At 65.0% G+C, this 23,754-nt stretch carries 25 protein-coding genes; 8 read left to right on the forward strand and 17 right to left on the reverse strand.

All coding sequences use genetic code 11. The features are described 5' to 3' along the window. From FJ471_RS15850 to FJ471_RS15865, 4 genes are all read right to left on the reverse strand, one after another. The coding region (locus FJ471_RS15850; RefSeq protein ID WP_140804643.1) for an ATP-binding cassette domain-containing protein at window positions 1–150 on the reverse strand (150 nt) is incomplete at its 3' end. A 60-nt stretch (window positions 151–210) separates the two neighbouring features. Beyond that, a complete protein-coding gene (locus FJ471_RS15855; protein WP_140804556.1) occupies window positions 211–1,254 on the reverse strand; it encodes a rhamnose ABC transporter substrate-binding protein in 1,044 nt (347 codons plus the stop codon). Between the two features lie 160 nt (window positions 1,255–1,414). Further along, window positions 1,415–2,377 (reverse strand): C-terminal binding protein, encoded by a 963-nt coding sequence (locus tag FJ471_RS15860; RefSeq protein WP_140804558.1) that lies wholly within the window; start codon window positions 2,375–2,377, stop codon window positions 1,415–1,417. Continuing rightward, the gene (locus tag FJ471_RS15865; protein WP_140804560.1) at window positions 2,374–3,159 is read right to left on the reverse strand and encodes an acetoacetate decarboxylase family protein; all 786 of its coding nucleotides are present in this window, start codon (window positions 3,157–3,159) and stop codon (window positions 2,374–2,376) included. Before FJ471_RS15865 ends, FJ471_RS15860 begins: the two co-directional genes overlap by 4 nt. Window positions 3,160–3,382: 223 nt before the next feature. Between FJ471_RS15865 and FJ471_RS15870 the strand changes: the two genes are divergently transcribed. Further along, on the forward strand, window positions 3,383–4,144 hold the full coding sequence (locus FJ471_RS15870; protein WP_181179427.1) for an SDR family oxidoreductase: 762 nt from the start codon (window positions 3,383–3,385) through the stop codon (window positions 4,142–4,144). Window positions 4,145–4,215: 71 nt separating this feature from the next. Here the strand turns inward: FJ471_RS15870 and FJ471_RS15875 are convergent, their stop codons facing one another. Further along, window positions 4,216–4,683, reverse strand: coding sequence for an Lrp/AsnC family transcriptional regulator (locus FJ471_RS15875; RefSeq protein WP_140804564.1), 468 nt, complete (start codon window positions 4,681–4,683; stop codon window positions 4,216–4,218). Between the two features lie 118 nt (window positions 4,684–4,801). Here FJ471_RS15875 and FJ471_RS15880 point away from each other — a divergent pair, with 118 nt between their 5' ends. Beyond that, window positions 4,802–7,186 (forward strand): transketolase, encoded by a 2,385-nt coding sequence (locus tag FJ471_RS15880; RefSeq protein WP_140804566.1) that lies wholly within the window; start codon window positions 4,802–4,804, stop codon window positions 7,184–7,186. 6 nt (window positions 7,187–7,192) lie between these two features. On the opposite strand, the gene FJ471_RS15885 is transcribed toward FJ471_RS15880, so the two are convergent. From FJ471_RS15885 to FJ471_RS34820, 12 genes are all read right to left on the reverse strand, one after another. Then, on the reverse strand, window positions 7,193–8,401 hold the full coding sequence (locus FJ471_RS15885) for a CoA transferase (protein WP_210242029.1): 1,209 nt from the start codon (window positions 8,399–8,401) through the stop codon (window positions 7,193–7,195). Next, the gene (locus FJ471_RS15890) at window positions 8,398–9,432 is read right to left on the reverse strand and encodes a thiamine pyrophosphate-dependent dehydrogenase E1 component subunit alpha (protein ID WP_140804568.1); all 1,035 of its coding nucleotides are present in this window, start codon (window positions 9,430–9,432) and stop codon (window positions 8,398–8,400) included. Before FJ471_RS15890 ends, FJ471_RS15885 begins: the two co-directional genes overlap by 4 nt. Further along, on the reverse strand, window positions 9,429–10,436 hold the full coding sequence (locus tag FJ471_RS15895) for a transketolase C-terminal domain-containing protein (RefSeq protein ID WP_140804570.1): 1,008 nt from the start codon (window positions 10,434–10,436) through the stop codon (window positions 9,429–9,431). The genes FJ471_RS15890 and FJ471_RS15895 overlap by 4 nt, the downstream gene beginning before the upstream one ends. A 52-nt stretch (window positions 10,437–10,488) precedes the next feature. Next, window positions 10,489–10,725: a biotin/lipoyl-containing protein gene (locus FJ471_RS15900; RefSeq protein ID WP_073988804.1), complete on the reverse strand. Its 237-nt coding sequence runs from the start codon at window positions 10,723–10,725 to the stop codon at window positions 10,489–10,491. 10 nt (window positions 10,726–10,735) lie between these two features. Beyond that, window positions 10,736–12,265 carry an acyl-CoA synthetase gene (locus tag FJ471_RS15905; RefSeq protein WP_140804572.1) on the reverse strand — a complete coding sequence of 510 codons (1,530 nt, stop codon included), beginning with the start codon at window positions 12,263–12,265 and terminating at the stop codon, window positions 10,736–10,738. Continuing rightward, window positions 12,262–13,032: an SDR family NAD(P)-dependent oxidoreductase gene (locus FJ471_RS15910; RefSeq protein ID WP_181179431.1), complete on the reverse strand. Its 771-nt coding sequence runs from the start codon at window positions 13,030–13,032 to the stop codon at window positions 12,262–12,264. The genes FJ471_RS15905 and FJ471_RS15910 overlap by 4 nt, the downstream gene beginning before the upstream one ends. Window positions 13,033–13,043: 11 nt before the next feature. Continuing rightward, the gene (locus FJ471_RS15915; RefSeq protein ID WP_181179434.1) at window positions 13,044–13,811 is read right to left on the reverse strand and encodes an SDR family NAD(P)-dependent oxidoreductase; all 768 of its coding nucleotides are present in this window, start codon (window positions 13,809–13,811) and stop codon (window positions 13,044–13,046) included. A 10-nt stretch (window positions 13,812–13,821) separates the two neighbouring features. Further along, a complete protein-coding gene (locus FJ471_RS15920; RefSeq protein ID WP_140804578.1) occupies window positions 13,822–14,154 on the reverse strand; it encodes an EthD domain-containing protein in 333 nt (110 codons plus the stop codon). After that, a complete protein-coding gene (locus FJ471_RS15925; RefSeq protein WP_140804580.1) occupies window positions 14,151–14,639 on the reverse strand; it encodes a VOC family protein in 489 nt (162 codons plus the stop codon). Before FJ471_RS15925 ends, FJ471_RS15920 begins: the two co-directional genes overlap by 4 nt. Before the next feature lie 3 nt (window positions 14,640–14,642). Then, a complete protein-coding gene (locus FJ471_RS15930) occupies window positions 14,643–15,512 on the reverse strand; it encodes an amidohydrolase family protein (protein WP_140804582.1) in 870 nt (289 codons plus the stop codon). Next, a complete protein-coding gene (locus tag FJ471_RS15935) occupies window positions 15,505–16,587 on the reverse strand; it encodes a tartrate dehydrogenase (protein ID WP_140804584.1) in 1,083 nt (360 codons plus the stop codon). The genes FJ471_RS15930 and FJ471_RS15935 overlap by 8 nt, the downstream gene beginning before the upstream one ends. 142 nt (window positions 16,588–16,729) lie before the next feature. After that, entirely contained in the window at window positions 16,730–16,906 is a 177-nt protein-coding gene (locus tag FJ471_RS34820; RefSeq protein ID WP_181179437.1) for a hypothetical protein, read from the reverse strand. A 106-nt stretch (window positions 16,907–17,012) separates the two neighbouring features. On the opposite strand from FJ471_RS34820, the gene FJ471_RS15940 reads away from it, so the two are divergent. The 6 genes from FJ471_RS15940 (at window position 17,013) to FJ471_RS15965 (ending at window position 23,645) form a co-directional block, all read left to right on the forward strand. Further along, window positions 17,013–17,762, forward strand: coding sequence for an SDR family oxidoreductase (locus tag FJ471_RS15940; RefSeq protein ID WP_140804586.1), 750 nt, complete (start codon window positions 17,013–17,015; stop codon window positions 17,760–17,762). Between the two features lie 18 nt (window positions 17,763–17,780). Next, complete coding sequence (locus FJ471_RS15945; protein WP_140804588.1) at window positions 17,781–18,659, forward strand: SMP-30/gluconolactonase/LRE family protein; 879 nt, start codon at window positions 17,781–17,783, stop codon at window positions 18,657–18,659. A gap of 11 nt (window positions 18,660–18,670) precedes the next feature. Next, on the forward strand, window positions 18,671–19,810 hold the full coding sequence (locus tag FJ471_RS15950) for a mandelate racemase/muconate lactonizing enzyme family protein (RefSeq protein WP_140804590.1): 1,140 nt from the start codon (window positions 18,671–18,673) through the stop codon (window positions 19,808–19,810). Window positions 19,811–19,875: 65 nt separating this feature from the next. Beyond that, a complete protein-coding gene (locus tag FJ471_RS15955; protein WP_181179440.1) occupies window positions 19,876–20,994 on the forward strand; it encodes a sugar ABC transporter substrate-binding protein in 1,119 nt (372 codons plus the stop codon). A 90-nt stretch (window positions 20,995–21,084) separates the two neighbouring features. Beyond that, window positions 21,085–22,134 (forward strand): ABC transporter permease, encoded by a 1,050-nt coding sequence (locus tag FJ471_RS15960; protein WP_181179443.1) that lies wholly within the window; start codon window positions 21,085–21,087, stop codon window positions 22,132–22,134. After that, window positions 22,131–23,645 (forward strand): sugar ABC transporter ATP-binding protein, encoded by a 1,515-nt coding sequence (locus FJ471_RS15965; protein ID WP_140804596.1) that lies wholly within the window; start codon window positions 22,131–22,133, stop codon window positions 23,643–23,645. Before FJ471_RS15960 ends, FJ471_RS15965 begins: the two co-directional genes overlap by 4 nt. Window positions 23,646–23,754 lie beyond the last annotated feature (109 nt).

Here is a 23,754-nt window from a genome sequence, read left to right on the forward strand (position 1 = left end):
CACCTTCATCAACGTCGACTTGCCGGCGCCGTTCTCGCCGACGATGGCGTGGATCTCGCCGGCATGGAGTTCCATGGTCATGTCATCCAGCGCCAGCGTCATGCCGAAACGCTTCGAGACCGAGCGCAGCGCGAGCACCGGGGCCGTCATGGTCAACTCCTTGCCGTTGACGGCGGGCGGCGCCGAAACGCCACTCGCCATGAAGATGCGCTACTTCGCGGCCGCTTCCACGTTGTCCTTGGTGTAGATGGTGAACGGTCCCATCAGAATGCGCTTGGCGCCGTTGCGGCCCGGATCCGCCTCGATCGTGTAGTCGCCCATGCGGCCGGCCTTGAAGCTCTCGCCGATCTCGCCCTTGAGCTGGCCGGTGGCGAGGCCGTAGGCGGTGTAGTAGGTGAGGTAACCGAGGTCGCGGAAATCCCAGAGTGCGAACTGCGGCGCGCAGCCCTTTATGGTGTAGGAAACCATCTCGGAAGGCAGGCCGAGACCCGAGACCTTCACTTTGTCGCACAGGTTCTCGTCCTGCATCGCTTTGGCGGTCGCCTGGATGCCGACGGTGGTGGGCGACATGATTAGGCCGAGATCCGGATATTTGTCGACCAGCGCCAGCGCCCGATTGTAGCTGACCTCGGACTGGTCGTCGCCGTAGACGGTGTCGACGATCTGGATGTCCTTGTACTTCTCGTCCTTGGACATGACCTCCTTGAGGCTGGCGATCCAGGCGTTCTGGTTCGCTGCGTCCGGAGAAGCGGACAGGATGGCCATCTTGCCCTTGCCGCCGAGAATCGAATGGGCCATGTCGGCCATAACCTTGCCGATCGAGCCGAAGTCGACTTGCGCCACGAACACGTCTTCGGCCGTTCCCGACGGAATAGGGCTGTCCCACGCCACGACCTTGGTGCCCGCGGCCTGCGCCGCCTTGGCGGACGGCACGATCTGGTCGCCGGCATTGTTGGAGATCATGACGGCGCCTTGCTTCTGCGTGGCGGCCGTCGTCACCATTTCGATCTGGCCGGCGACGGAGTTTTCCGGCGTCGGGCCCTCGAAGAGCAGCTTGCCGGAATTCTTCAGTTCCTTGTGCGCTTCCTCCGCTCCGTCATGGGCCTGGTCGAAAACCAGGATTCCAAGGAATTTGGGCAGAAGCACGAGGTTCGCCTCCTTGCCGGGTTCCAGTACCTTTGGCCCGGCATGAGCCATCCCGGCGGTCGCAAGCATTGTCGCTGCCGCCAGCGTCGCAAGCATCTTCCATTTCATTGTCAAATCCTCCCAGTTTGCGGTTTCGGCGCTGTTCGCGCCAGGCTTCGATTCCGGGATCGCATGCGCGATCCCGTCCTCATTGCTCCTCTCGGCCCCGAACCCGTTCGTCGTCATCCGCGGTCGGTTTTCGAAGCGAATGCCGTTGCCGCTCTCGCCCCTAGTCGGTCCGGACGGGCTTGCGGGGCGGCTCACCGTTCAAGGCCCGAGATATGTCCTGCGCCACAAGCTTCTGCAGACGGCCGATCGCCCCGTCCGAGTACCACGCGGCATGCGGCGTCAGCAGAAGGTTCGGTGCATCGCGCAGGGGTGAATCGAGGGGCAGCGGCTCGACCGCGAAGACATCCAGCGCCGCGCCGGCGAGCCTGCCTTCCTTGAGCGCCGCCGCCAGGTCGGCTTCGACGATCAATTGCCCCCGGGCGCTGTTGACGATCATCGCATGCGGTTGCATGCGCGCCAGCCGCTCCGCATTCAGGAATCCCACGGTTTCAGGCGTCGAGGGCGCATGCAGCGAAACGATGTCGGCGCGCCTCAGAAGTGTGTCGGAGTCCACCCGCTCCACATCGAGCGCGGCGGCGTCCGAGGACGACATGGCGGGATCCGCTACGATGAAGCGGAAGCCAAGACCCCTGAGCCTGGCGTGCACCGCCCGGCCGATCTGCCCCATGCCGAAAAAGCCGAAGACCGTCTCGTCGAACGGCTTCATCGGGCGGGCATGGCGCACCGCCGCCCACTCACCGGCCCGCACGGAGCGGTCCAGCGGCACGAGCTTGCGCAGCAGCGCCAGCGCGGCTGCGGCGGTATGGTCGGCAACCTCATCCGCGCAATAATCGGGAACGTAACCGACCTTGAGTCCGGCGGTGCGCGCCGCGGCCAGATCGATATTGTCGTAGCCGACGCCATAGCGGATGATCGTGGCGCCCGGCGCCACGGCGCGTGCCGCCGCCGCCGTGAAAGGGGCGAACTGCACGGCCACGACGTCGGCGCCGGCAACCGCCGCGACAACGTCCTGCGCTGTGCTGCACTGAAGCGCCTCGAAGGCGGCCCCCGCCGCGCGCGCGGCCTGTTCTTCCCGCGACACCTCGGGGAACGTGTAATCGGTGATCACCACCTTGCGTGTCATGCGCTGCCATCCAGATAGTCGTGGATGATGTCGCCGGCGACGAGCGTGAAGTCGGCGCGCCAATAGAAGCCTTCCAAGGGCTCGAGAACCGGCAGGCGGAAGACCGGCAACTGGGCGTTGGCCCGCAGCTCGACCGTGCCTGGTCCGCGCCAGACCTCGTGGATCGTCACCTCGGCAAGGCGCCGCGACGTCAGTTGCCGGATGGCGGGACGGCCGTCGATGTGGTCGATCGCCTTGAGGTTAAGGTTGGTCGCGAAATCGAAATAGGGCTTGAGGTCGCCCGGCGCGGCGGGCTTCTGCTTGTATGGCAGCGTCCCCGTGATGACGTCGATGCCGTTGCGCTCGACGCGGCCCACGATCAGGTCGCCGCGGAAGTCCACGGAGGGTTGACCGAATTTCTTCGGCTGGCCGTGCAATTCACGCCCATGCGCGACCCCTATATCCGTCGAAAGCACCAGGTAGGGAGAGTAGCCGCCCTCCGCCTTGCCGGGCAGCCTGGCGCCGAACATGACGTTCGCCTCGCAATAGGGCCCGATCCAGTCGGTATCGTTCATCCGGTAGATGTGGACGCAGGCGATATCGCCAATAGGCTGCAGCGGCGGCGGCAGCAGGAAAGCCATCGCATCGGGATCGGTGCGCCAGTAGAGCGTCAGGATCTCGGCGTTGCGGAAGCGGAATGGGAAGGGCGGGATCATCGGCGCATCCCAGGGCGTCGAAAATCCGCCGGCGCAAATATCCGCGATCGATGGGCGCTTCACGCCGTACCTGGCTTCGTTCACCATCACGCAAACCCTGTCGGCGACATGATCGGGAGCTTCGAGCCGGACGGCGACGGTCCGGGCCCGTGGGAGCCGCAATATCCGATTGCCGCTGGCTCGGCGGCCGGGGCGCTACCCATCGCCATGCTCCTCCTCCAGCGCAAATCCTTTGACAGGATTCTCTCCCTGCGCTACTCCGAATTGGTCAGGCCAATTAACTACGCTGAACGGGGAGGAGTCAAGCACCGTGTTCAATCTCTCGCCGGTTCCGGTTCCCGATCTGTCGGGCAAGATCGTCCTTGTAACGGGGGCCGGCAGAGGCATCGGCGCGGAGCTGCTGCGTGTTCTCGTGGAGCATGGGGCAAAGGTATTTGCCGGCATCCATCAGCTTGGCCGGCGCGGCAGCGAAACCCTGCCGCCGGAGACGGAGCTGGTGGACCTCGACGTCACCTCGCAGCGGGAGACCGACGCCGCCATCCGCACGATCGCGGACAAGGCCGGCCGGCTCGACGTGCTTATCAACAATGCCGGCGTCATCGATCCGATCGGCCGGCTCGCGACGCTTTCGAGCGACGATCTCCTCCCGTCCTTCGCCGTGAATGTCGCCGGCGTCCACCGCATGACGGTGGCGGCCGCGCCTCTGCTCAGGGAAAGCAAAGGGGTGATCATCAATGCGGGGACCGGGGCCGCGACGACGCCGATGGAGGGCTGGACAGCCTATTGCACGTCCAAGGCGGCCGCCCTGATGCTGACGCGGATGTTCGACCTGGAACTATCCGGAGGCGGGATCAAGAGTTTCTTTCTCGGTGTGCCGCCGACCGACACGGCCATGCAGGCCGCCATCCGCCAGTCCGGCCTCAATCCGGTGAGCCGGATCGCCCAGGCCGACCTCGTGCCGGTGCGCGTGCCGGCCACGGTGATGGCCTGGCTTTGCGGCCCGGACGCGCGGCTGCTTGAAGAGGTGGTGCTCGACGTGCGCGATGAGCGCTTCAGGCAGATGATGCGCTGATGCCGGTATGAGGCGCCGCCGGGCGGGCGGCTTCCAGCGCCATTCCGGTCATTCCGGCGCCGGGTCCCGGCTCATATCGGCAACTGGTTCGACCTCTTGATCTGCGACAGCGCGAAGCTCGATTCGATCGACGCCACCCCGTCGAGACGGGTCAGCTTCTCCTTCAGGAAGCGATCATAGGCATGCAGGTCGCGCACCACGATGCGCAGCAGGTAATCGCGCTGCCCGGTCATCAGATAGCAGTCGACGACCTCCGGCCAGCGGGAAATAGCGGTGTTGAAGCGCTCCAGTTCCTCCTCTCGCTGGCGTTCCAGCTTGATCGAAGCGAAGACCGAAATCGGCAGGTCAACCAGATCCTGGTCGATGACCGCGGTGTACCCCGTGATGACGCCGCGCTCCTCCAGCAGCCGGACGCGCCGCGCGCAGGGGGAGGAAGACAGGCCGACGCGGTCGGCAAGCTCCTGGGCCGTCATGCGCCCATCGGACTGCAGCGCGGCGATGATGCGCCGGTCGATAGGGTCCAGTTCCATTTTTGGCATAATCCACCAATTTTCGATCGATGCCTATCGATATCACCCAAATAATATCGTTTCCGTATGCAAGTTTAGCTGCGTCCGTCAAGTGAGCTGAAATAGATTGGGCGACCGGAGGGCTTCCATGAACCAAGCCGAACTGACGATACTGGCAGCGCTGGAAAGAAAGATCCTCTGGCTTGCCGCCTGGATGATCCACAATGCCAATCATCTGCGCGACAATGCCGACGGGTTGAAGGTCGGCGGGCACCAGGCCTCGTCGGCCTCAGTCGCAACCATCATGACGGCGCTCTATTTCTCGGCGCTGCGGCCACAGGATCGCGTGGCCGTCAAGCCGCATGCCTCGCCCGTCTTCCATGCCATCCAGCACCTGCTCGGCAACCAGAGCCTGGAGAGCCTCCGGAACTTCCGGGCGCTCGGCGGCGCCCAGAGCTATCCGTCGCGCACCAAGGACGGTGACGATGTCGATTTCTCCACCGGCTCGGTGGGATTGGGAGTGGCCCAGACGTTGTTCGCCTCCCTGGTGCAGGACTACCTCAAGGCGCGTGACGAGAACCTCGTCGAAGGGAGGATGATCGCGCTTGTCGGCGATGCCGAGATGGACGAGGGCAACATTTTTGAGGCGCTTCTCGAAGGCTGGAAACATGGCCTGCGGAATTGCTGGTGGGTCGTCGATTACAACCGCCAGAGCCTGGACGCGGTTGTCCGCGAGGGCCTCTGGGAGCGGTTCGAAAGCATTTTCCGAAATTTCGGCTGGGATGTGGTGATCCTGAAACACGGGTCGCTGCAGCAGGCGGCCTTCGCCGAGCACGGCGGCGAGGCGTTGCGGGCCTGGATCGACGCCTGCCCCAACCAGCTCTATTCGGCGCTGACCTTCCAGGGTGGAGCGGCTTGGCGCAAGCGGCTGGAGGCCGATCTCGGCGACGCGGTCGGGCCGCTTTTGGCGCGGCGCTCGGACGACGAGCTGGCGGCGCTGATGACCAATCTCGGCGGCCATGACCTGCCCTCCCTGCTGGACGCGTTCGAAGCGGCGCGCCGGCACGATCGGCCGACCTGTTTCATCGCCTATACGATCAAGGGGTTCGGCCTGCCGCTCGCCGGTCACAAGGACAACCATTCCGGCCTGATGACCCGCGACCAGATGGCGGCGCTGCGCGCCCTGATGGGGATCGCCGAGGGCCGCGAGTGGGAGCCGTTCGAGGGCATGGGCATCAAGACGCCGGATCTGAAGCGCTTCCTTGCCGCGGTGCCCTTCAACGCAAGCGGTCCGCGGCGCCACCACGCGCAGCGCGTGCCCGTACCCGAGCGGCTGGCGGTCGAGACCAAGGGCACGATGTCGACGCAGGCCGGCTTCGGCCGCATCCTCGACGAAGTGGCGCGCCTGGGCGGTCCGCTGGCCGACGCGATCGTCACGACATCGCCCGACGTCACCGTTTCGACCAATCTCGGCGGTTGGGTCAATCGCCGCGGTCTGTTCGCAAAGGAATCCCTTGCCGACACCTTCCGCAGCGAGCGCATCGCTTCGGCGCAGAAATGGGAATTCGGCGCGAGCGGCCAGCACGTCGAGCTTGGCATCGCCGAGAACAACCTCTTCATCCTGCTCTCGGCGCTCGGCCTGTCGCATTCGCTGTTCGGCCGCCGTCTCCTGCCGATCGGCACGCTCTACGATCCGTTCATCCAGCGCGGGCTCGATGCGCTGAACTATGCCTGCTACCAGGATGCCCGCTTCCTGCTGGCCGCGACGCCTTCCGGCATCACGCTGGCGCCGGAGGGAGGCGCGCATCAATCGATCGCGACCCAGTTGATCGGCATGGCGCAGGACGGGCTGGCGGCCTATGAGCCGGCCTTCGTCGACGAGCTGGCGGTGATCATGCGCTTCGCCTTCGACTACATGCAGCGCGACGGCGAGTCGGTGCAATCGGAGCGCACCTGGCTGCGCGAGGAAACCGGCGGCTCGGTGTATCTGCGGCTATCGACCCGCCCGGTCGAACAGATCGCCCGCACCATGACGCCGGAGCTCGAGCAGCAGGTCATCGATGGGGCCTATTGGCTGCGGCCGCCGGGGCCGAATTGCGAGGTGGTCGTCGCCTATACCGGCGCGGTCGCGCCCGAGGCGATCGAGGCGGTGGGGATGACGGCCGAGGATCGGCGCGACATCGGCCTGCTCGCGGTCACCTCGGCCGATCGGTTGAACGCCGGCTGGACGGCGGCGAGCAGGGCGCGCGAGCGCGGGCTGGTGCATGCCAGGAGCCATGTCGAGCGGCTGTTCGAGGTCTTGCCGCCACATTGCGCCATCGTCACGGTTGCGGATGGACACCCGGCCGGATTGGGCTGGCTGGGCTCGGTCTGCGGCCATCGCACCCGCAGTCTCGGCGTCGAGCATTTCGGCCAGTCGGGCACAATCGACGACCTCTACCGACATTTCGGCATCGATGCGAATTCGATCGCGGCGGCGGCGGGTAGCCTCACGAGGGGAAGGCCGATACGGTATCTGCGGGCGTTAGGGTAGGCTGGTCTAAGCTCCCGCCACGATCCCGCGGTGATGCAACGCGCCGATCTCGCTTCCGCCATAGCCGATTTCGCCGAGGATTTCGTCGGTATGCTCGCCAAGCCGCGGCGTGGGTCGTGCAGCGAGCCGGGGCGCCGACGAAAAATCCAGCGGCGAGGCCGGCGTCATCAACGTGCCGATGCCCGGATGGTCGATGCGCTGGAACATTGGATTGGCAATGGAGGCGCGTGGGTCCTCGTCGAGAAGCTGCCGGAAGGTCTGGTATGGTCCCCATGAGACGCCTGCGGCGGCGAAGAGGCGGCACACCTCGTCGAGGCCGCGGGCGCCGATCCAGGGTGCCAGCGCCTTGGCGATCGCCTCGCGGGCGGCGAAGCGGCCGCCCGCGCCGTCGAGATCCGCGCCAGTCGCGTCCGAGATCGTTTGCGGATCCAATCCCGTCGCCTTCTGCAGCGCGCGCCATTGGCGCTGCGTCAGCGCCACGACCATCACCCGGCGGCCGTCGGCGGTCGTAAAATCCTTGCCGAAAGCGCCATAGAGATAGTTGCCTTCCTTCTCGGCGGTGCCGCCCGTCTCCGCCTGCGCCAGCCGGCCGAGATGGGCGACCGTGGCAAAGGCGACGTCGGAAAGCGCGAGCTTCACCAGCGAGCCCTTGCCGGTGCGGCTACGGTGCCGGTCGGCGGCAAGCAGGCCGATGGCCGCCATCTCGCCCATTGCGATATCCCAGGCTGGCAGCACGCTGTTGACCGGTTCGGGGGCGCTGCGCGGGCCGGTGATCTCGGGGAAGCCGGTGGCGACGTTGACCGTGTAATCGACCTCGCTGGTGCCGTCCGCGTTGCCGGTAAGCTGCACCATGACCAAATCGGCGCGGCGGCTTTTCAGCGCTTCGTAGGAAAGCAGTCCGTATTGCGGCAGGTTGGTGAGGAAGAAGCCACGGTCGGCGCCTGGCCTTGCAATGAGCCGGGCGACGATCTCCTGTCCTTCGGACGATTTCACGTCGACCTGGATCGAGCGCTTGCCCTTGTTGAGCCCGGCCCAGAACAGGCTCCTTCCGTCTTCCGTCAGCGGCCAGCGGTTGCGGTCGGGACCACCGCCGATGGGATCGAAGCGAATGACGTCGGCGCCCAGTTGCGCCAGCGTCATGCCACCGAGGGGCGCAGCCACGAAGGCCGACCCCTCGACGATGCTCATGCCGGAAAGGATGCCCTCCGTCATCATTGCCAGAAGGCAAACCTCCGGTCGCCATCGGCCGAGGCGGCGCTGACATGCGACATGATCTCGCCGAGATCGGGATGCGGGGACGCCAGCACCTCCTGTGCCGCCCGTTCGACCGCATCCCGCACCTCCGCCTTGAGGGGCTCGAGGCCATCGGCAGCCAGCAGCTTTTCCTCGACCAGCTTCCTTGCGAGGATGTCGATCGGATCGCGCTTGAGCCATTGGTCGAGCTCGCCCGGCCGGCGATAGGTTGCCGGATCGGAGCGGGAATGGCCGGAATAGCGATAGGTCTTCATTTCGAGCAGCGACGGACCTTCGCCGCGGCGGGCACGGGCGACGGCGGTTTCCATGGCGGCCGCCACGGCGTCGACATCCTGACCGTCGACCATCACGCCCGGCATGTTGTAGCTCGTGGCCCGCAACGCGATGTCCTCGACCGCCGTCGTCAGATCGATCCGGGAATATTCGCCGTAGAGATTGTTCTCGCAGACGAAAACCACCGGCAGCTTGAGGATGGCGGCGAAATTCAGCGCCTCATGGAAGGCGCCGATGTTGCTCGAACCGTCGCCGAAGATCGACACCGCGATGCGGTCCTTGCCGCGCGTGCGCGCGGCAAGGCCGGCGCCGCAGGCGATGGGCAGGCCGGCGCCGATGATGGCGGCTGTCGGCAGCAGGCCGACGGCGGGCTCGACCAGATGCATCGAGCCGCCGAGCCCGCCGGCGCAGCCCACGGTGCGGCCGCAGATTTCGCCCAGCACGCCGACGGTGGTGACGCCGAGCGCCAGCGCGTGGCCGTGGCCGCGATAGGTGCAGGTGACGATGTCATCCGGATCGATCGAACGGGCGATGCCGACCGACACCGCCTCCTGGCCGTTGGCCAGATGCGTCGAGCCGCGGATGTGGCCTTCCCCGAACAGTTTCTGGATGCGCTCCTCGACCGAACGGATCTCGATCATGCGGGTGAGCTGCTCGAGCCGGCTCTCCAGCGCCTCGCGGCGGGCGAGCGGCGAATTGGAATTGGAAAGGCTGGTCATGCTGCGTTCCTCCACCAGGGCAGGGGCGGTTGGTTGGTCGAGACAAGCGCGTCGACCTGTTCGGCGATGTAGGTTGCGCTCGGCAGATAACGGGCTTCGAGCACGCCGCTGTAAGGCACCGGCGCGTCCGGCAGGGTGATACGGTGCGGCGCCGCTTTCAGCTTGCCGAAATGCTCGACCGCGATCGTGGAGACGATGTCGGCTCCCCAGCCCGCGGTGGCGGTCGATTCTTCCACCGTCACCAGCCGGCCGGTGCGGGCGACGGATTCGGCGACCGTCTTCCTGTCCCATGGCCACAGCGTCAGCAGGTCGATGACTTCGACATTGGCGCGGCTGCTGGCGGCCGCTTCCAGCGCGGTGCGGACCAGCGCGCCACACGTCACCACGGTGGCGTCCGTGCCGGGCCTGACGATCTCCGCCTGGCCGAGAGGGATACGGTAGGCTGGATCGTGCTCGAACTCCTCGCGCTCGGAATAGAGGATGCGCGGTTCGAGCACCACGACGGGGTCCGGATCGTCGATTGCCGAACGGAGCAGGCCGTAGGTGGTGCGGGCGTTGCTGGTGACGCAGACTTTCAGGCCCGGCGTGCCGCGGAACCAGTGATCCAGCATCTGCGAGTGCTGGCAGCCGAAGCCCTGGCCGGCTCCGGCGGATGCACGCACGACAAGCGGTGTCGTCAACCGTCCGCGCGACAGATAGCGCATGGTGGCGGCCTGGGTGGACAGCTGATCGAGCGCCACGCCGATGAATTCGATGAACATGATCTCGACGACCGGCTTCAGCCCGCAGACGGCTGCCCCGACAGCGGCGCCAAGAAAGCCCATTTCCGAAATCGGCGTGTCGATGACGCGGCTGGGGCCGTGTTCGGCGAGAAGGCCTTCGGTGACCTTGAACGGGCCGCCGGCGGCGGCGACATCCTCACCCATCACGATGACGTCCGGGTCCTCCTTCATCGCGTCGTCCAGTGCCCGCAGCACCGCCTGCCTTACCCAGATCTTGGCCATATCTCCTCCTCACATAAAAGCTTCGCCGCCCGGGGAAAGGGCGGCTCTATGATCACACTTCGAGCACGATGGTGGGCGCGCCGGTCTTCACGTCGTCGCCAGCCGCGATCAGGATCTCGGCTACCGTTCCGGCGAAGGGCGCGGGAACTTCCACCGTGGTCTTGTCGGTCTCGACGACAAACAGCGTCTGGCCCTCGGAGACCGCGGCGCCCTTTTGCACCTGGATCTCGCTGATCACCACCTCGTCCACCGCGTCGCCGACCTTCGGCATCTTGAGTGTCGAACGCATTGCTCTCTCCTTACGGCATCGTTTGCAAAGCTTGGACAGTGCCTGTCAGTTTTCGCCTGAGCAGCTTGCCGTTGGCGCTGCGCGGCAGGGTCGGCACGAAGAAAATCACTCTCGGGCGCTTGTAGGCGGCAAGCCGCTGCTCGGCGAAAGTGGCAATATCTTCGGCGCGCAACGCAGCATCCTCGCTTGTCACCACGAAGGCGGCAATGACGCTGACCCCGGCGCGCACTTCGTGCTCGGCCACCGCAAGCTCGGCGATACCGGGGCAGGGGGCCAATGCCGCCTCGACCTCGAGCGGGGAAACGCGGAAACCGCCGGCATTCATGATGTCGTCCGCGCGGCCGTGATGCCAGAGATAGCCGTCCGCATCGAACGAGGCGAGGTCGCCGCCGGCGAACCAGTCGCCGTGGAAGACCCGTTCCTCCTCTTCCGGCCGCCGCCAGTAGCCGAGCATCAGGCCGGGATCGCCGCGATGGACGGCAAGCAGCCCGACCTCGCCGGCCGGCGCGGGACGGCCATCGGCGGCGAGAATCGCAACGGGCCGTCCGGTCTGCGGTTTTCCGGGACTGCCGGCCCTGACCGGCATGCCGTCGCGATTGGAGACGAAGGTGGAAATCTCGCTCATGCCGAAGGCTTCCAGCAGCGGCTTGCCGGTCGTCGCCTGCCATTGCGAGAGGGTCGCCGGGCTCAGCGCCTCGCCGGCGGCAAGCGCGCGCCGCAGCGTCGGCAGGCTTTCGCGCGTCAGGCGGCAGTATTTGAGGATCTGCCGGTAAAGCGAAGGCACGGCCGCGAACAGGGTGGCCCCGAAGACATCGATCAGCTTCGGCCAGACCTCGACATCCTTGGGGCCGCTGTAGAGCACCGCCGTGGCGCCGGTCGCCCAGGGATCGAGCAGGCCCACACCCAGTGTGTAGCTCCAGTTGAACGCGCCGGCATGCAACATGATGTCGGCCGCCGTCAGCCCCATCCAGTCCGCATACATCGGCACGCGGCCGAGCGCGACGCGATGGGCATGAACCACACCTTTCGGCTTGCTGGCGGTTCCTGAGGTATAGATCATATAGGCCGGCGCCTCCCCGGGAGTGCGCGCATAGGCATCGAGCGGCACGGACGCCTTGAGCTTGTCGACAGCGGTTCTGTCGAGTGTCTTGCAGCCAGCCGGCGCGTGCAGGACGGGTTCGCTGTCGTGCACGATCGCGGCAGCTTCGGAATCCTCGAGCAGGAACGTCGTCTCGCCCTCGGTCAGCATGGCCGAGACGGGAATAGGCACCATGCCGGCGGCGATTGCGCCGTAGAACATCAGTGCATAGTCGCTGCTGTTCGGCATCCGCAGCATGATCCGGTCGCCGGGTCTCAGCCCCTCTGCGAGCAGGCCGGCCGCGACGCTGCGCACCGCCCGGTCGAGGGCGGCATAGGTCCAGCGTTCCGCTGTTTCCGGCCGGTCGGCATCGCCGACCACGATCAATGCCGTCTTGTGCGGCGTCGAGGCGGCCGCACGGGCGATGCAATGCCGCGCCAGATTGAACAGGTCGTCGCTCATGAAGCCCGGAGCCAATCGGCGACGTGCACCATGCCCTGCACCGTCCAACCTCCATCGACGACCAGGGTCTGTCCGGTGATGTAGCTCGCCTGGTCGCTTGCCAGATAGACGACCGGGTCGGCGATCTCCCGCGGTTCGGCCAGCCGGCCCATGGGAATGCGTTCGAGCTGCCATTCGCCGCGGATCGAGCCGTCCTTCAGCCCTTGCTCGATCAGCTTGGTACGGGTCGAGCCGGGTGCGACGGCATTGACCCGGATGTTGGCGGCGGCCGTCTCCGTGGCATAGACCCGTGTCAGGCCCTCGATGCCGGCCTTGGCCGCGCCGTAGGGGCCGCGCCCGGGAATTCCGACGATGCCGGCCGCCGAGGCGATGCTGACGATGGCGCCGCCCTTGCCACGCTCGCGCATGCGGCGGATGGCCTGGGCGCAGCACAGATGCATGCCGGTAAGGTGAGTGTTCAGGACCAGATGCCAATCCGCCGGCGATATGTTCTCGGCGAGCCCGACCCGCTGCACGCCGGCATTGTTGACGAGGACGTCGATCTGGCCGGCGGCATCGTCGATGCGTCCGAATGCTTCAGCGACGCTTTCGACATTCGACACGTCGGCCTTGAGGTAAGTCACGCCTTCGCGTGCGTCGTCCGGTTCGCCCAGATCGAGGGAGAACACTCTTGCCCCTTCTTCCAGGAAGCGCATGGCGATCGCATCGCCGATGCCGCGTGCCGCGCCGGTGATTACGGCGACCTTGCCAGAGAAAGATTGTGTCACGTGTCTCGTCCTCAATACATCAGCCAGCCGCCGCTGACATTGATGGTGGCGCCGGTCACATAGCTCGCATGGTCGGAAGCCAGGAACAGCACGGCGCCGGCAAGCTCCGAGGGGGCGGCCATATAGCCCAGCGGAATCTGCGCCACGGTGGCCGCGAGCGCGGCGTCGTCCATGCCGCTGCGCATCATCGCCGTATCGGCGGCGCCCGGCGAGACGGCGTTGACGGTGATCTTGTCCTTGGCGAGCGAGCGGGCGAGCCCGCGCGTCATCGACACGATGCCGCCCTTGGTCGCCGCATAGGCGACCGAGCCGCCAAAACCGCCGCTCATCCAGCCTTGCGACGTGAAATTGATGATCCGTCCGCCCTGGCCCTGGTCGCGCATGATCCTCGCCACCGACTGCGCCAGGAAGAAGGAGGCCTTGAGGTTGACGTCGTGCTGGACATCCCAGTCGGCCTCCGTCACATCGAAGACGCTGTGGCGGCGGACCAGCACGGCGGCCGTCTGCACCAGCACGTCGATCCGGCCGAAGGCGGCCAAGATCCTGTCGAGCGCTACATGCTGGTCGCCGACCGGGCGCAGGTCATGGCCGACGGCGATATGTGGCCCGCCGTCCAATTCGGCGACGACGGCATCGGCGCGCGCCTGATCGAGATCGACCACGGCGACCTGCGATCCGGCGGCAGCGAAGCCCAGGCACACCTCGCGGCCGATCCCGCCCGTGCCGCCGGTGACGACGACCTTTTTGCCTTCCAGCCCGGAGGCGAGATTGAATGCCATGGTCTCCTCCTCAACGCCCTTCCGGTGGCGCGACCGCGGTATGCTCGGTGACGAAACAGGATTGCGCCTCGCCCATGAACTTCTTGCGGTCCTCGACAAGCTGGCTGGCATAAGGCTCCGCGGCGAAGGCCCTGACCGCATCCTCCATGCTGTCGAACCAGACCTCGCCGACCCCGTCCCAGGCCGCCTCTTCCGGATTCCAGCTCTGCACCTTGCCGAACCGCAGGCCCCGCACGCCCGGCATCTGCCGCACGATGGCGGCATGCGGGCCGGTCCAGTGGGCGAAGAATTCTTCCCGGCTCATGCCGGCCTTGCGGCGAATAAGGCTCACGCGCTTGATCATGCACCGCTCCTTGCCGGCTGGAAAAGCTCCAACGTGATGCCGTCATGGATGCGAAGATAGGCGACCTTCGCACCGATGTTCGGCCCGCCGTCTATGTCGACCGGGCCGTCCGGCACGATCGGCCTGGCGCCGCAAGACACCGCGTGCCGCCAGGCCGTGTCGGCGTCCTCGACCTTCAGGCACAGATGCACGTTGCCCGCATTGGCGGTGGCGTCCGGCAGCGTCTGCTTGCCGGTCTGGTAGTCGAGCAACTCCAGCGTGCCGCCTCCCGGCAGGTCGATGAAGGCCGCTGCGATCCGAATCCCGGGATAGCCGACATGCCGGCCGAGATAGGGCCGGTCGAGCATGGTGCGCCAGCGGGCCGGCACGCCGAGGAAGGCCTCCCAGAAGGCAAGCGCATCGTCGATGCCGGCGACGCTCATGCCGATATGGTGGACCGCGGTGGCGGTGGCGGCAGCGCCGGCGACGTTCGTTTCTTCGTCCACCGGTCAAATCCTGAAAAGCTTCTCGGCGTTGCCCGAAAACATCGCCGCCCGTTCCTGATGCGGGAAGCCGGAAATGATCTCGGCATAGGCATTGATGACGTCGGGATAGGAACTGAACATGCGATCGACCGGCCAGTTGGTGCCAAAGACGACCCGGTCCGGACCAAACGCCTCGATGCTGCCAAGCACGTAGGGCCGGATCGAGTCCACCGTCCACATCGGGTCACCCATCCCGAGTCCCGAAATCTTCATCCACACATTCGGCGCCGCGGCCATGACGTCCATTGCCGCGCGCCACTGCCGGAAGCTTGCCGGATCGCGTCGCATCGGAACGGCGCAGTGGTCGATGCACATCTGGGTTTCGGGAAAGGCGCGCGCGAGATCGAGGATATCGCCGGCGAGCTCGACGCGCGTGTCAATGCAGGAAACCAGGCTGCGCGGCCCGAGTTCGGCAAAGCCGCGCCGCCAGGCTTTGTCGATCAGATAGCGGCCTTCGCCGAAATTGCGGATGCCGCGCACGTTCGGATATTTCAGGTGCCGGTCAAGCACCTGCGCGGCGTCCGGGCGCGCCAGATGGCATTCGGCGACGATGGCCTGCGGGTAGCCGGTCTTGTCGGCGAAGGCCTGCAGCCATTCGGTTTCGTCGACGGGGTCGGGCGTGTTGACCGCGGCCTGCACATGCACCGCCTTCGGCACGTTGGCGAAGCGGATTTCGGCGATGTAGTCCTTGATGAAATAATGCTGCGACTTCAACGGATCGGTGTCCGGGAGGAAGCCATGGACGGCGTCCGGCTCCAGCCAGCCGTAGCGCAGCTTTGGATGCTTCATGTCATGCAAATGGAAATGGGTGTCGACGAAGGGCAGTTCAGCCATGGCGCCGAGCCTCCAGCGGGTGAATGGACAGGGCGTCGGCGACCGCCTGTCCCAACGCGTCGGTCGAAGCAGTGCCGCCCATGTCACGGGTCAGGTTTTCGCCCGAGGCGAGCACCCTGGCAATGGCGTCGACGATGGCATTGGCCGCCTCGGGGGCGCCCAGATGCTCCAGCATCATCGCTCCCGACCAGATCTGGCCGATCGGATTGGCAATGTTCTGGCCCGCAATGTCGGGCGCCGAACCATGCACCGGCTCGAACATCGACGGGAAGCGTCGTTCGGGATTGAGATTACCGGACGGCGCGATGCCGATGGTGCCGGTGACGGCGGGACCGAGATCGGAAAGGATGTCGCCGAACAGATTGCCCGCCACGACGACGTCGAAGCTGGCGGGGCGGCGAACGAAATGGGCGGTGAGGATGTCGATGTGATACTGTTCCGTCGCGACGTCCGGAAATTCCTGGGCGATGGCGCGGAAGCGCTCGTCCCAGAAAGGCATCGTATGGATGATGCCGTTGGACTTGGTCGCGGAGGTCAGCTTCTTCTTGCGCTTGCGGGCGAGCTCGAAGGCGAAGCGCATCACCCGATCGCACCCGAAGCGCGTCAGCACGGTTTCCTGGCTGACCATTTCCTGGTCCATGCCCGGGAACATGCGTCCGCCGATCTCGGAATATTCGCCTTCGTTGTTCTCGCGCACGATGTAGAAATCTATGTTGCCCGGATTGACGAGCGGCGAGGACACGCCGTCGAAGAGACGCACAGGACGCAGATTCACATATTGCTGGAAATTGCGCCGGATCGGCATCAGCAGCGTCCACAACGACTCCACGTCAGACACGGTCGGCCAGCCGATGGCGCCAAGGAAGATCGCGTCATGGCCTGCGATCTGGTCCAGCCCGTTTTCAGGCATCATCCGGCCGGTACGGGCATGGTGGTCGCAACCCCACTCGAAATCCTCCCAGCGGATGTCGAGACCGAAAAGGCGCGCGGCTTCGTTCACGACCTTGATACCCTGCGGCACGACTTCCTTGCCGATCCCGTCTCCCTGGATCACCGCAATCTTCGTTGAGCGCATTCGCCTTGAACTCCGGGAAAGTTTGACGGGAACAGGGATAATATCGTTTCAATTATATCGGCAACCAAAGTCATTGCAAGGCTGTCTCGCATGAAGTTTCGAAATGCCGGCGCTGCTCGGTTGGATTTGCGAGGGTTGTTGCTCAGGAAAAGAGCCGGATAACCGCATATCCGGCCTTTTTCGGGTTTTTTTGCATTTGTTTCCAGGCTTCCAGCGGAGCAATGTCAGAAACGGCCGGAAAGACAGCAAGCGGCTTCCGGCGCTGGCCACCGTGCGAAAAAGTGCTTGCATTCTTCTGATAACGTTTCAATATAGCCATTACGGAAGGGCTGGGCCCCTCCGGACCAATACATTCGCGCTTATGCGTGTGCCGCAAAGGCAAGGTTGCTGTTTGTGGTGCGATCGCGTTGGGAGGCTCGAAGCGGATGAGTTCGGCAGTGCATGCGCGTCGCGCCATCGTGACGGGAGCCGGCAGCGGCATCGGTCGCGCCGTCGTGCGGCGGCTGCTGCAAGAAGGGGTCCGCGTGCTTGCCGTCGACATAGATGGGGAGAAGCTTGGCGAGGTCGCCGGCGGCGATTGCGAGCCGCTTGTCGCCGATCTTTCGGAGCCGGCCGGCCGGGCGCGCGTGGCGGAGGCAGCGGACGGCGCCGACTACCTGGTCAACTCGCACGGCGTGCTCGTGGTGAAGTCGATCTTCGACGTCACGCTCGACGACTGGCGCCGGATCCATACCATAAATGCCGAGTCCATCTTCTTCCTGTGCCAGCAGATCGGTCCGCGGCTGAAGCCGGGCGGAGCGGTCGTCAACCTGTCTTCCAGTTCGGCCAAGCTTGCGACGACGACCGAAGTCGCGGCCTACGCCGCGTCGAAGACGACGATCCTCTCCATCACCCGCTCCTTTGCCCAAGCGCTTGCCTCGCGGCCGGTGCGCGTCAATGCCATCTGCCCGGGGATCGTCGACACGCCGATGCAGGACATGGTGCTGGCCGGCATGGCCAGGCTGCGGGGCATGGAGCTTTCAGCGATGGACGAGGCGCGCAACAAGACCGTGCCGCTCGGCCGGCCGGCACGGCCGGAAGAATGCGCGGGCGCCATCTGGTTCCTGCTGTCGGACGAGGCAGGCTACATGACCGGCCAGGCGGTGAATTTCACCGGCGGACTGGTCACGTGGTAGCCGCAAGGGAGGAGAACGATGAAAAGACCGCAAGTGATACGCGCCACCGGCCTTGGCCATCCTGAGGGTCCTTATGAGCTCGACGATGGGCGTGTGATCTTCGCCAATACCTATGCGAGCGAGATCGGTTATTGGGACCCGAAGAGCGGCAAGCAGGGGCAATACGCCTATGTGGGCGGCGGACCCAATGCTTGCATGCTGGGCAGCGACGGCGCCGTCTATTCGACGCAGACGCCGAATGTCGGCCAATGGGTCGCTCCCGAGCACAGGCCGCCGTCGATCCAGAAAACCTCGCCCGGCGGCAAGGCCGAAATCCTGGTCACCGAGGCGGACGGGGTCAAGTTCGACGGTCCCAACGATCTGACGTTCGGCCCGGACGGCCGGCTCTATTTCACCGATTCCGGCGACTGGAACATGGCGGAGAAGCCGCATCCCGGCCGCATCTGCGTGATCGAGAAGAACGGCATCGCGCATATTCTCGAAGAACTCGATTACGTCTACCCCAACGGCATCGTCGCCGAGCCGGACGGATCTCTCGTTTGGGTGGAGTCCTATACGCTCAACGTCGTCCGCCGAAAGCCGGACGGCAGCAAGTCGGTGCTCTGCCGTATGCCGGAGGGCCACATTCCGGACGGACTCAAAATCGACGCGAACGGCGATCTCTGGATCACGGCGGTCGCGGCCGGCGGCGTCGACCATTTCACGAAGGACGGCAAGCTGGTCGGTTTCCTCGAAACCGGCGGCACCATCCTCAACTGCGTGTTCGGCAAGGGCGGCAAGCTGTTCTGCTGCGACATGGGGCCGTTCGACACGACGGGAGCGGCGATGACCGGCTATCTGATCGAGGTCGATCTCGGCGTCGAAGGCATGCCGCTCTATCGCGGTGCGATCGGATAGGAATCATCAGCATGAAAATCGCCAAAGTCGAAGCCATCCCGGTCAGCTATCCCGAGCCGAACGATTTCAACGCGCTGCGGCATCTTTGCCTGGCCAAGGTCACCGCCGATGACGGCCAGGTGGGCTGGGGGGAATCGATCACCCAATTCCCCGAGGCCAATTTCGCCACCAAGGCGATCATCGAGGGCATGGCGCCGAACCTGATCGGCAAGGACCCGGTGCAGACCGAGGTGCTTTGGCGACAGAACAAGCAGCAGGCCTGGTGGTACGGCTATCACGGCGGCATCGCCTCCTATGCCACCGCTGCCATCGACATCGCGCTTTGGGACCTGAAGGGCAAGGCGCTCAACAGGAGCGTGCTCGATCTGCTGGGCGGGTCGGTGCACGAGCGACTGCCGGCCATAGCCTCCTGCCATGCACATTACGAAGATATCGCCGAAATGGCCGAGGAAACGCGAGAATGGGTCTCGACCGGCCTGCAGGGCCTGAAGACCGGCTTCGGCAAGCGCGGCAATGCCCGTCTCGGCTACGATCATGATCGCGACGTCGCCTATGTGAAGGCGATGCGCGAGGTGCTGGGCGACAAGATGCTGATGATCGACAACGGCATCGCCATCAAATGGGACGTCACCGACGCCGTGCGCCGCGCCAAGGCGATGGAGGAGTACGACCTCGCCTGGATCGAGGAGCCGCTCGGCGCCTGGGACCCGGAAGGCTATGCCAACCTGCGCTCCAAGACCACGACCCGCATCGCCTATGGCGAGCGCGAATGGACGCTCGAGCAGTTCGAGCGTGTGCTGGCGACCGGCACCGTCGACGTCATCGGCGTCGATCCGGGGCGCGCCGAGGGCATCACCGGCTTCAAGAAGGTGACGGAGCGCTGCGAGTTCTACCGGCGGCAGGCCAACGCGCATGCCTGGTCGTCGGCGATCGTGACGGCCGCCAGCCTGGCGATCTCGTTCAATTCGCCCGCCTGCAAGCTTTTCGAACTGAAACCGCTGCGCAATCCGATGCAGCACGACCTCGTCAAGAAGTCTTTCGAGCACAAGGACGGCTGGATGTATCCGCCGACCGGGCCGGGCCTGGGCATCGAGGTGATCGAGGAGGTCGTCGAGGGCTTTCGCAGCGAGAAGGTGCTGGGATTGGTCTGACGAACGGCGGCATGGGAGCTGCCACAATGAAAGCAGTCAAGTCAACGCGTCATGGGAGGACTAATATGCGTAGAACATATCGTGGGGTGATGCTGGCGGCCATGGGCTGTACCGCGCTTTCAATCACCGGGACAGCGCTCGCACAGGATTTCAAGGACACGCAGATCCCGGACAAGGGCGAGAAGGTCGAGGGCGCGCCCTTCGAGGTCAAGCGCGACTGGGGCACGTTCAAGCTCGCCGACCGGATCGCCGAAAAGGTCAAAAAGGGCGAAAAGATCAACTACGTTTTCTCCTACCAGGCCTCGGGCATCCCTCTGTTCTCGCCGCAGTTCAAGGCCGGCTTCGAAATGGGCTGCAAGATGGGTAATGCCATCTATCCGATGGATTGCGCCTCGATCGCGCCGGTCCAGAACGATCCCAATCAGCAGGTCAGCCAGATCGAGGCCAAGCTCGCCGCTGGCGAAATCGATTGCATCGGTATCGAGCCGGTCAGCTCGGACGCGATGACTGCGATCACCAACAAGCTGATGGACCAGGGCATCCCGGTCTTCACGTCGGGCGTGCCGTCACGCGGTCACGAGTTCACCAACTTCACCCAGATCCCGGCCAAGGAAGGCAAATATGCCGCCGAAACCGTGCTGCAGTGGATCAAGGACAACGGCAAGAGCGACATCAAGGTCTTCGCCGTCTCCGGGGGAGATCCCACCCAGTTCTGGGCCCAGGGCCGCATGAAAGGCTTCGAGGACACCATCAAGGCCGCGATCCCGGACGCAAAGTTCGTGACCTCCGCCGCGAACGGTCTCAACACCAGCTATGAGCCGGGCAAGGCTTTCGATGTCTACCGTTCGTTCCTGACCGCCAATCCGGACGTTCAGTTTATCGAGAACGTGGACATCGGCGCCGAGCACGCCGATCGGGCCATCGAAAGCCTCGGCCTTGCCGGCAAGGTCTTCACGGTGGGCTGGAACTCTTCCAAGGGTCAGCTCGACGCGATCGAGAAGGGTATCCAGGTGGTGCAGTTCGATCAGCGCTGGCCCGACCAGGCGGCCTTTGGCGGACCGGCCTGCGCCCAGTTCCTCAAGAACGGCGAGATCCTGCCGAATACCCAGACCTTGAAGGCCGTGATGAAGGCCGACGTCAAGCAGGCCCGCGAGGAACTCGACCGGACCATGTCGCAGAAGTGATGTCGCATTGATGGCGATCGGGCCGCCCAGGCGGCCCGATCGATTCCGGCCCCGCACGATATGGGTCTGAAACATGGAGTTGAGATAAGCATGAGTTCGAGCGAGGTCGGCCAACATGCCGAGTCGAAGCGGGGGTCCTCGGCCGCCAAGGCGACGATCGATGCGGCGCTGCGCGTCGGCGGCCTGTTTCTTGCGGTCATCGTGGTGGCGATGGTGTTCGTGGCCATCAATCCCAATTTCGCCAATCCGAACCTTGCTGTCTCGGTGCTCCGGGCGATGAGCTCGGTGGCGATCATGGCCATGGGACTGACGCTGGTGATCGTCGTGGGCGAGATCGACCTTTCCTTCGGCGCGATGTACGGCCTTGCGGCCAATACGCTCGCGGTGGTCTGGATTCTGATGGGCGTGTCGGTCTATGCGGCGATCCCGATCGCGATCCTTGTCGCCATTTGCGTTGGCCTGTTCAATGGCCTGCTGGTGACGAGCATGAAGATTCCGTCCTTCATCGTCACGCTCGGCAGCTACAACCTGCTTTACGGCCTGTCGCTGTGGGTCTCCAACACCGGCACTTTCAACCCGAACTACCCGCCGCCGGACGGCAACGTCGATCCGGGCGAACTGAATTTCTTCATCGGACTGACCCAGAACGTCGGCAAGTACAGCCTCTCGGTCGAAATCTTCTGGATGCTCGGCATCGCCGCCGTCATCGGTTTCCTGCTGCATCGCTCGCTTTTCGGCTTCCGGCTGATGGCGATCGGTGGAAATCCGGAGGCCGGGCGGCTGGCACGGCTGCCGGTACGGAAATACAAGGTCCTCGCCTTCATCCTCTGTTCGGTGCTGGCGGCGATCGCCGGCATCCTCGACTTTTCCTTCATCCAGACCAGCCAGCCGGATATCGGCCTGTCGCAGACATTTCCGGTCTTCGCGGCGGTGATCATCGGTGGCGCCAGCCTTTCGGGCGGCAAGGGAACGATCGTCGGCACGCTGGGCGGCGCGCTGCTGCTCGCCGAGTTGCAGATCGGCTTGGCGCTGCTATCGCCCGGTCCGCATGTGCAGCAGATCTTCCTCGGCGCCGTCACCATCGGCGCGGTGGCGCTCGACCTGTTCCTCACCAAGCTGCGCAAGAGCAGGGCGTCATGAGCCGGCCTGACGGGGAGGCTCGGCAAGGCATCAGCATTCGTGGCGTCACCAAGCGCTATGGCAGCACGATCGCCCTGAGCGGCGTCGATCTCGAACTGTACGCCGGTGAGGTGCTCGGCATCGCCGGCCCGAACGGCGCGGGAAAGAGCACGTTGATCCGCGTGATCGCCGGCGAGGAGAGACCCGATGGCGGCGAATTGACCTTCGACGGCGCGCCGTGGTCGCCCTTCACCGACTGGCAGGCCGTGGCGGTCGTGCATCAGGAGCCGCAGCTTTTTCCCAATCTGACGGTGGCCGAAAACATGCTCGTCGGCCGCGAAGGCGCGAGCCGGTTGCGGCCAGGACTTGGCCAGGCCGATGCCAGGGTCATGGAAGCGCTGGGGATCGGCCATCTTCGCGACAGGCTGCTCTCGGATTGCTCGCTGGCCACGCAACAGCGCACCGAGATCGCCCGCGCGGTGGCGCGCGCATCGCGCGTCTTCCTGTTCGACGAGCCGAACTCGGCGCTGACGGCCGACGAATCCAACGAGCTTTTCCGCGAAATGCACAAGATTGCCGCGGATGGCCGCATCGTGCTGCTGGTCACGCATCGTCTTGAGGATCTGGTTGCCCATTGCAGCCGCGTCGCCATCGTCCGCGACGGCAGCGTGCGTGCCATACTGGAAGGCGAGGCGCTGACGGAGGAGGGCATCGCCCGGCAGATGGTGGTGGACAGCGGCGCCGTCCATGGCAAGGCCGCGAAGTCTGCGGCGCAGACCGCAGCCCAACCGGTGTTCTCCGTAAAGAACTGGACGCATGACAGAGCATTCCGGGATGTCTCGCTCGATGGAAGCGCTGGCGAGATCATCGCGCTTGTCGGCGTCGAGGGATCCGGCTCGCGCGAACTGATCCGCTCTTTCGCAGGCCTGGAGCACTGCACGGGCGCGATCACCATTGCGGGCGAGGGCGGCGAACATGCGATCGATGCGATGTCCGCCTATGTTCCCGCGACCCGCCAGCTCAGCCTCTACAGCAATTTCTCGGTCGGCGAGAATCTGCTCGCGCGGCTCGGCTCACCCCAGATTGCCGGTTTCGGCCTGACGCTCAGGACACGCCGGATGAAGGAGATGGCGGAGGTCGCGGTCAAGCACTTCCTCGTCAAGACACGGACGACGACGCAGCCCATCCGCTCGCTGTCGGGTGGCAACCAGCAGAAGGTGGCGATCGCCCAGGCGCTGCATTGCGATCCGAAGCTGCTGCTGCTGGAGGAGCCGACCCGAGGAGTCGATATTCACTCCAAGGCGGAAATCTATCGGCTGCTCAGGGACTATGCCGAGCGAGGCAATGTGGTGATCATGCTTTGCACCGAAACACTGGAAGTCTACGAAGCGGCCGATCGCGTGCATGTCGTCGCCAATGGCAAGGTTTCGCCAGGGCTTGCGGTGGGCGACTACGATCACGTCGAGCAGCTTGCGACCGATATCACCCGCTTGGAATCCGAAAGCCGCGAACGGATGCCGAAGGCGGGGTAGCGGCCGGCGAAACGGCCAACCGGCCATGAAACGTTCTGACCCCGGCGAGCCGATTTCAGGGTCACCGCGTCTTTCCGGTCCCTGCGCGGCGCGCAACGCTGCCGGACGT

It is taken from the genome of Mesorhizobium sp. B2-7-1 (assembly GCF_006440735.1).
Lineage (GTDB): Bacteria > Pseudomonadota > Alphaproteobacteria > Rhizobiales > Rhizobiaceae > Mesorhizobium.

Bases quoted from the DNA above. Each gene is read 5' to 3' on its own strand.
- FJ471_RS15860 (WP_140804558.1), bottom strand. From the start codon at position 2,377: ATGACACGCAAGGTGGTGATCACCGATTACACGTTCCCCGAGGTGTCG.
- FJ471_RS15885 (WP_210242029.1), bottom strand. From the start codon at position 8,401: ATGATGACGGAGGGCATCCTTTCCGGCATGAGCATCGTCGAGGGGTCG.
- FJ471_RS15880 (WP_140804566.1), top strand. From the start codon at position 4,802: ATGAACCAAGCCGAACTGACGATACTGGCAGCGCTGGAAAGAAAGATC.
- FJ471_RS15895 (WP_140804570.1), bottom strand. From the start codon at position 10,436: ATGGCCAAGATCTGGGTAAGGCAGGCGGTGCTGCGGGCACTGGACGAC.
- FJ471_RS15945 (WP_140804588.1), top strand. From the start codon at position 17,781: ATGAAAAGACCGCAAGTGATACGCGCCACCGGCCTTGGCCATCCTGAG.
- FJ471_RS15865 (WP_140804560.1), bottom strand. From the start codon at position 3,159: ATGGTGAACGAAGCCAGGTACGGCGTGAAGCGCCCATCGATCGCGGAT.
- FJ471_RS15960 (WP_181179443.1), top strand. From the start codon at position 21,085: ATGAGTTCGAGCGAGGTCGGCCAACATGCCGAGTCGAAGCGGGGGTCC.
- FJ471_RS15905 (WP_140804572.1), bottom strand. From the start codon at position 12,265: ATGAGCGACGACCTGTTCAATCTGGCGCGGCATTGCATCGCCCGTGCG.
- FJ471_RS15955 (WP_181179440.1), top strand. From the start codon at position 19,876: ATGCGTAGAACATATCGTGGGGTGATGCTGGCGGCCATGGGCTGTACC.
- FJ471_RS15855 (WP_140804556.1), bottom strand. From the start codon at position 1,254: ATGAAATGGAAGATGCTTGCGACGCTGGCGGCAGCGACAATGCTTGCG.
- FJ471_RS34820 (WP_181179437.1), bottom strand. From the start codon at position 16,906: ATGGCTATATTGAAACGTTATCAGAAGAATGCAAGCACTTTTTCGCAC.
- FJ471_RS15930 (WP_140804582.1), bottom strand. From the start codon at position 15,512: ATGGCTGAACTGCCCTTCGTCGACACCCATTTCCATTTGCATGACATG.
- FJ471_RS15940 (WP_140804586.1), top strand. From the start codon at position 17,013: ATGAGTTCGGCAGTGCATGCGCGTCGCGCCATCGTGACGGGAGCCGGC.
- FJ471_RS15950 (WP_140804590.1), top strand. From the start codon at position 18,671: ATGAAAATCGCCAAAGTCGAAGCCATCCCGGTCAGCTATCCCGAGCCG.
- FJ471_RS15875 (WP_140804564.1), bottom strand. From the start codon at position 4,683: ATGCCAAAAATGGAACTGGACCCTATCGACCGGCGCATCATCGCCGCG.
- FJ471_RS15890 (WP_140804568.1), bottom strand. From the start codon at position 9,432: ATGACCAGCCTTTCCAATTCCAATTCGCCGCTCGCCCGCCGCGAGGCG.
- FJ471_RS15915 (WP_181179434.1), bottom strand. From the start codon at position 13,811: ATGGCATTCAATCTCGCCTCCGGGCTGGAAGGCAAAAAGGTCGTCGTC.
- FJ471_RS15920 (WP_140804578.1), bottom strand. From the start codon at position 14,154: ATGATCAAGCGCGTGAGCCTTATTCGCCGCAAGGCCGGCATGAGCCGG.
- FJ471_RS15900 (WP_073988804.1), bottom strand. From the start codon at position 10,725: ATGCGTTCGACACTCAAGATGCCGAAGGTCGGCGACGCGGTGGACGAG.
- FJ471_RS15965 (WP_140804596.1), top strand. From the start codon at position 22,131: ATGAGCCGGCCTGACGGGGAGGCTCGGCAAGGCATCAGCATTCGTGGC.
- FJ471_RS15935 (WP_140804584.1), bottom strand. From the start codon at position 16,587: ATGCGCTCAACGAAGATTGCGGTGATCCAGGGAGACGGGATCGGCAAG.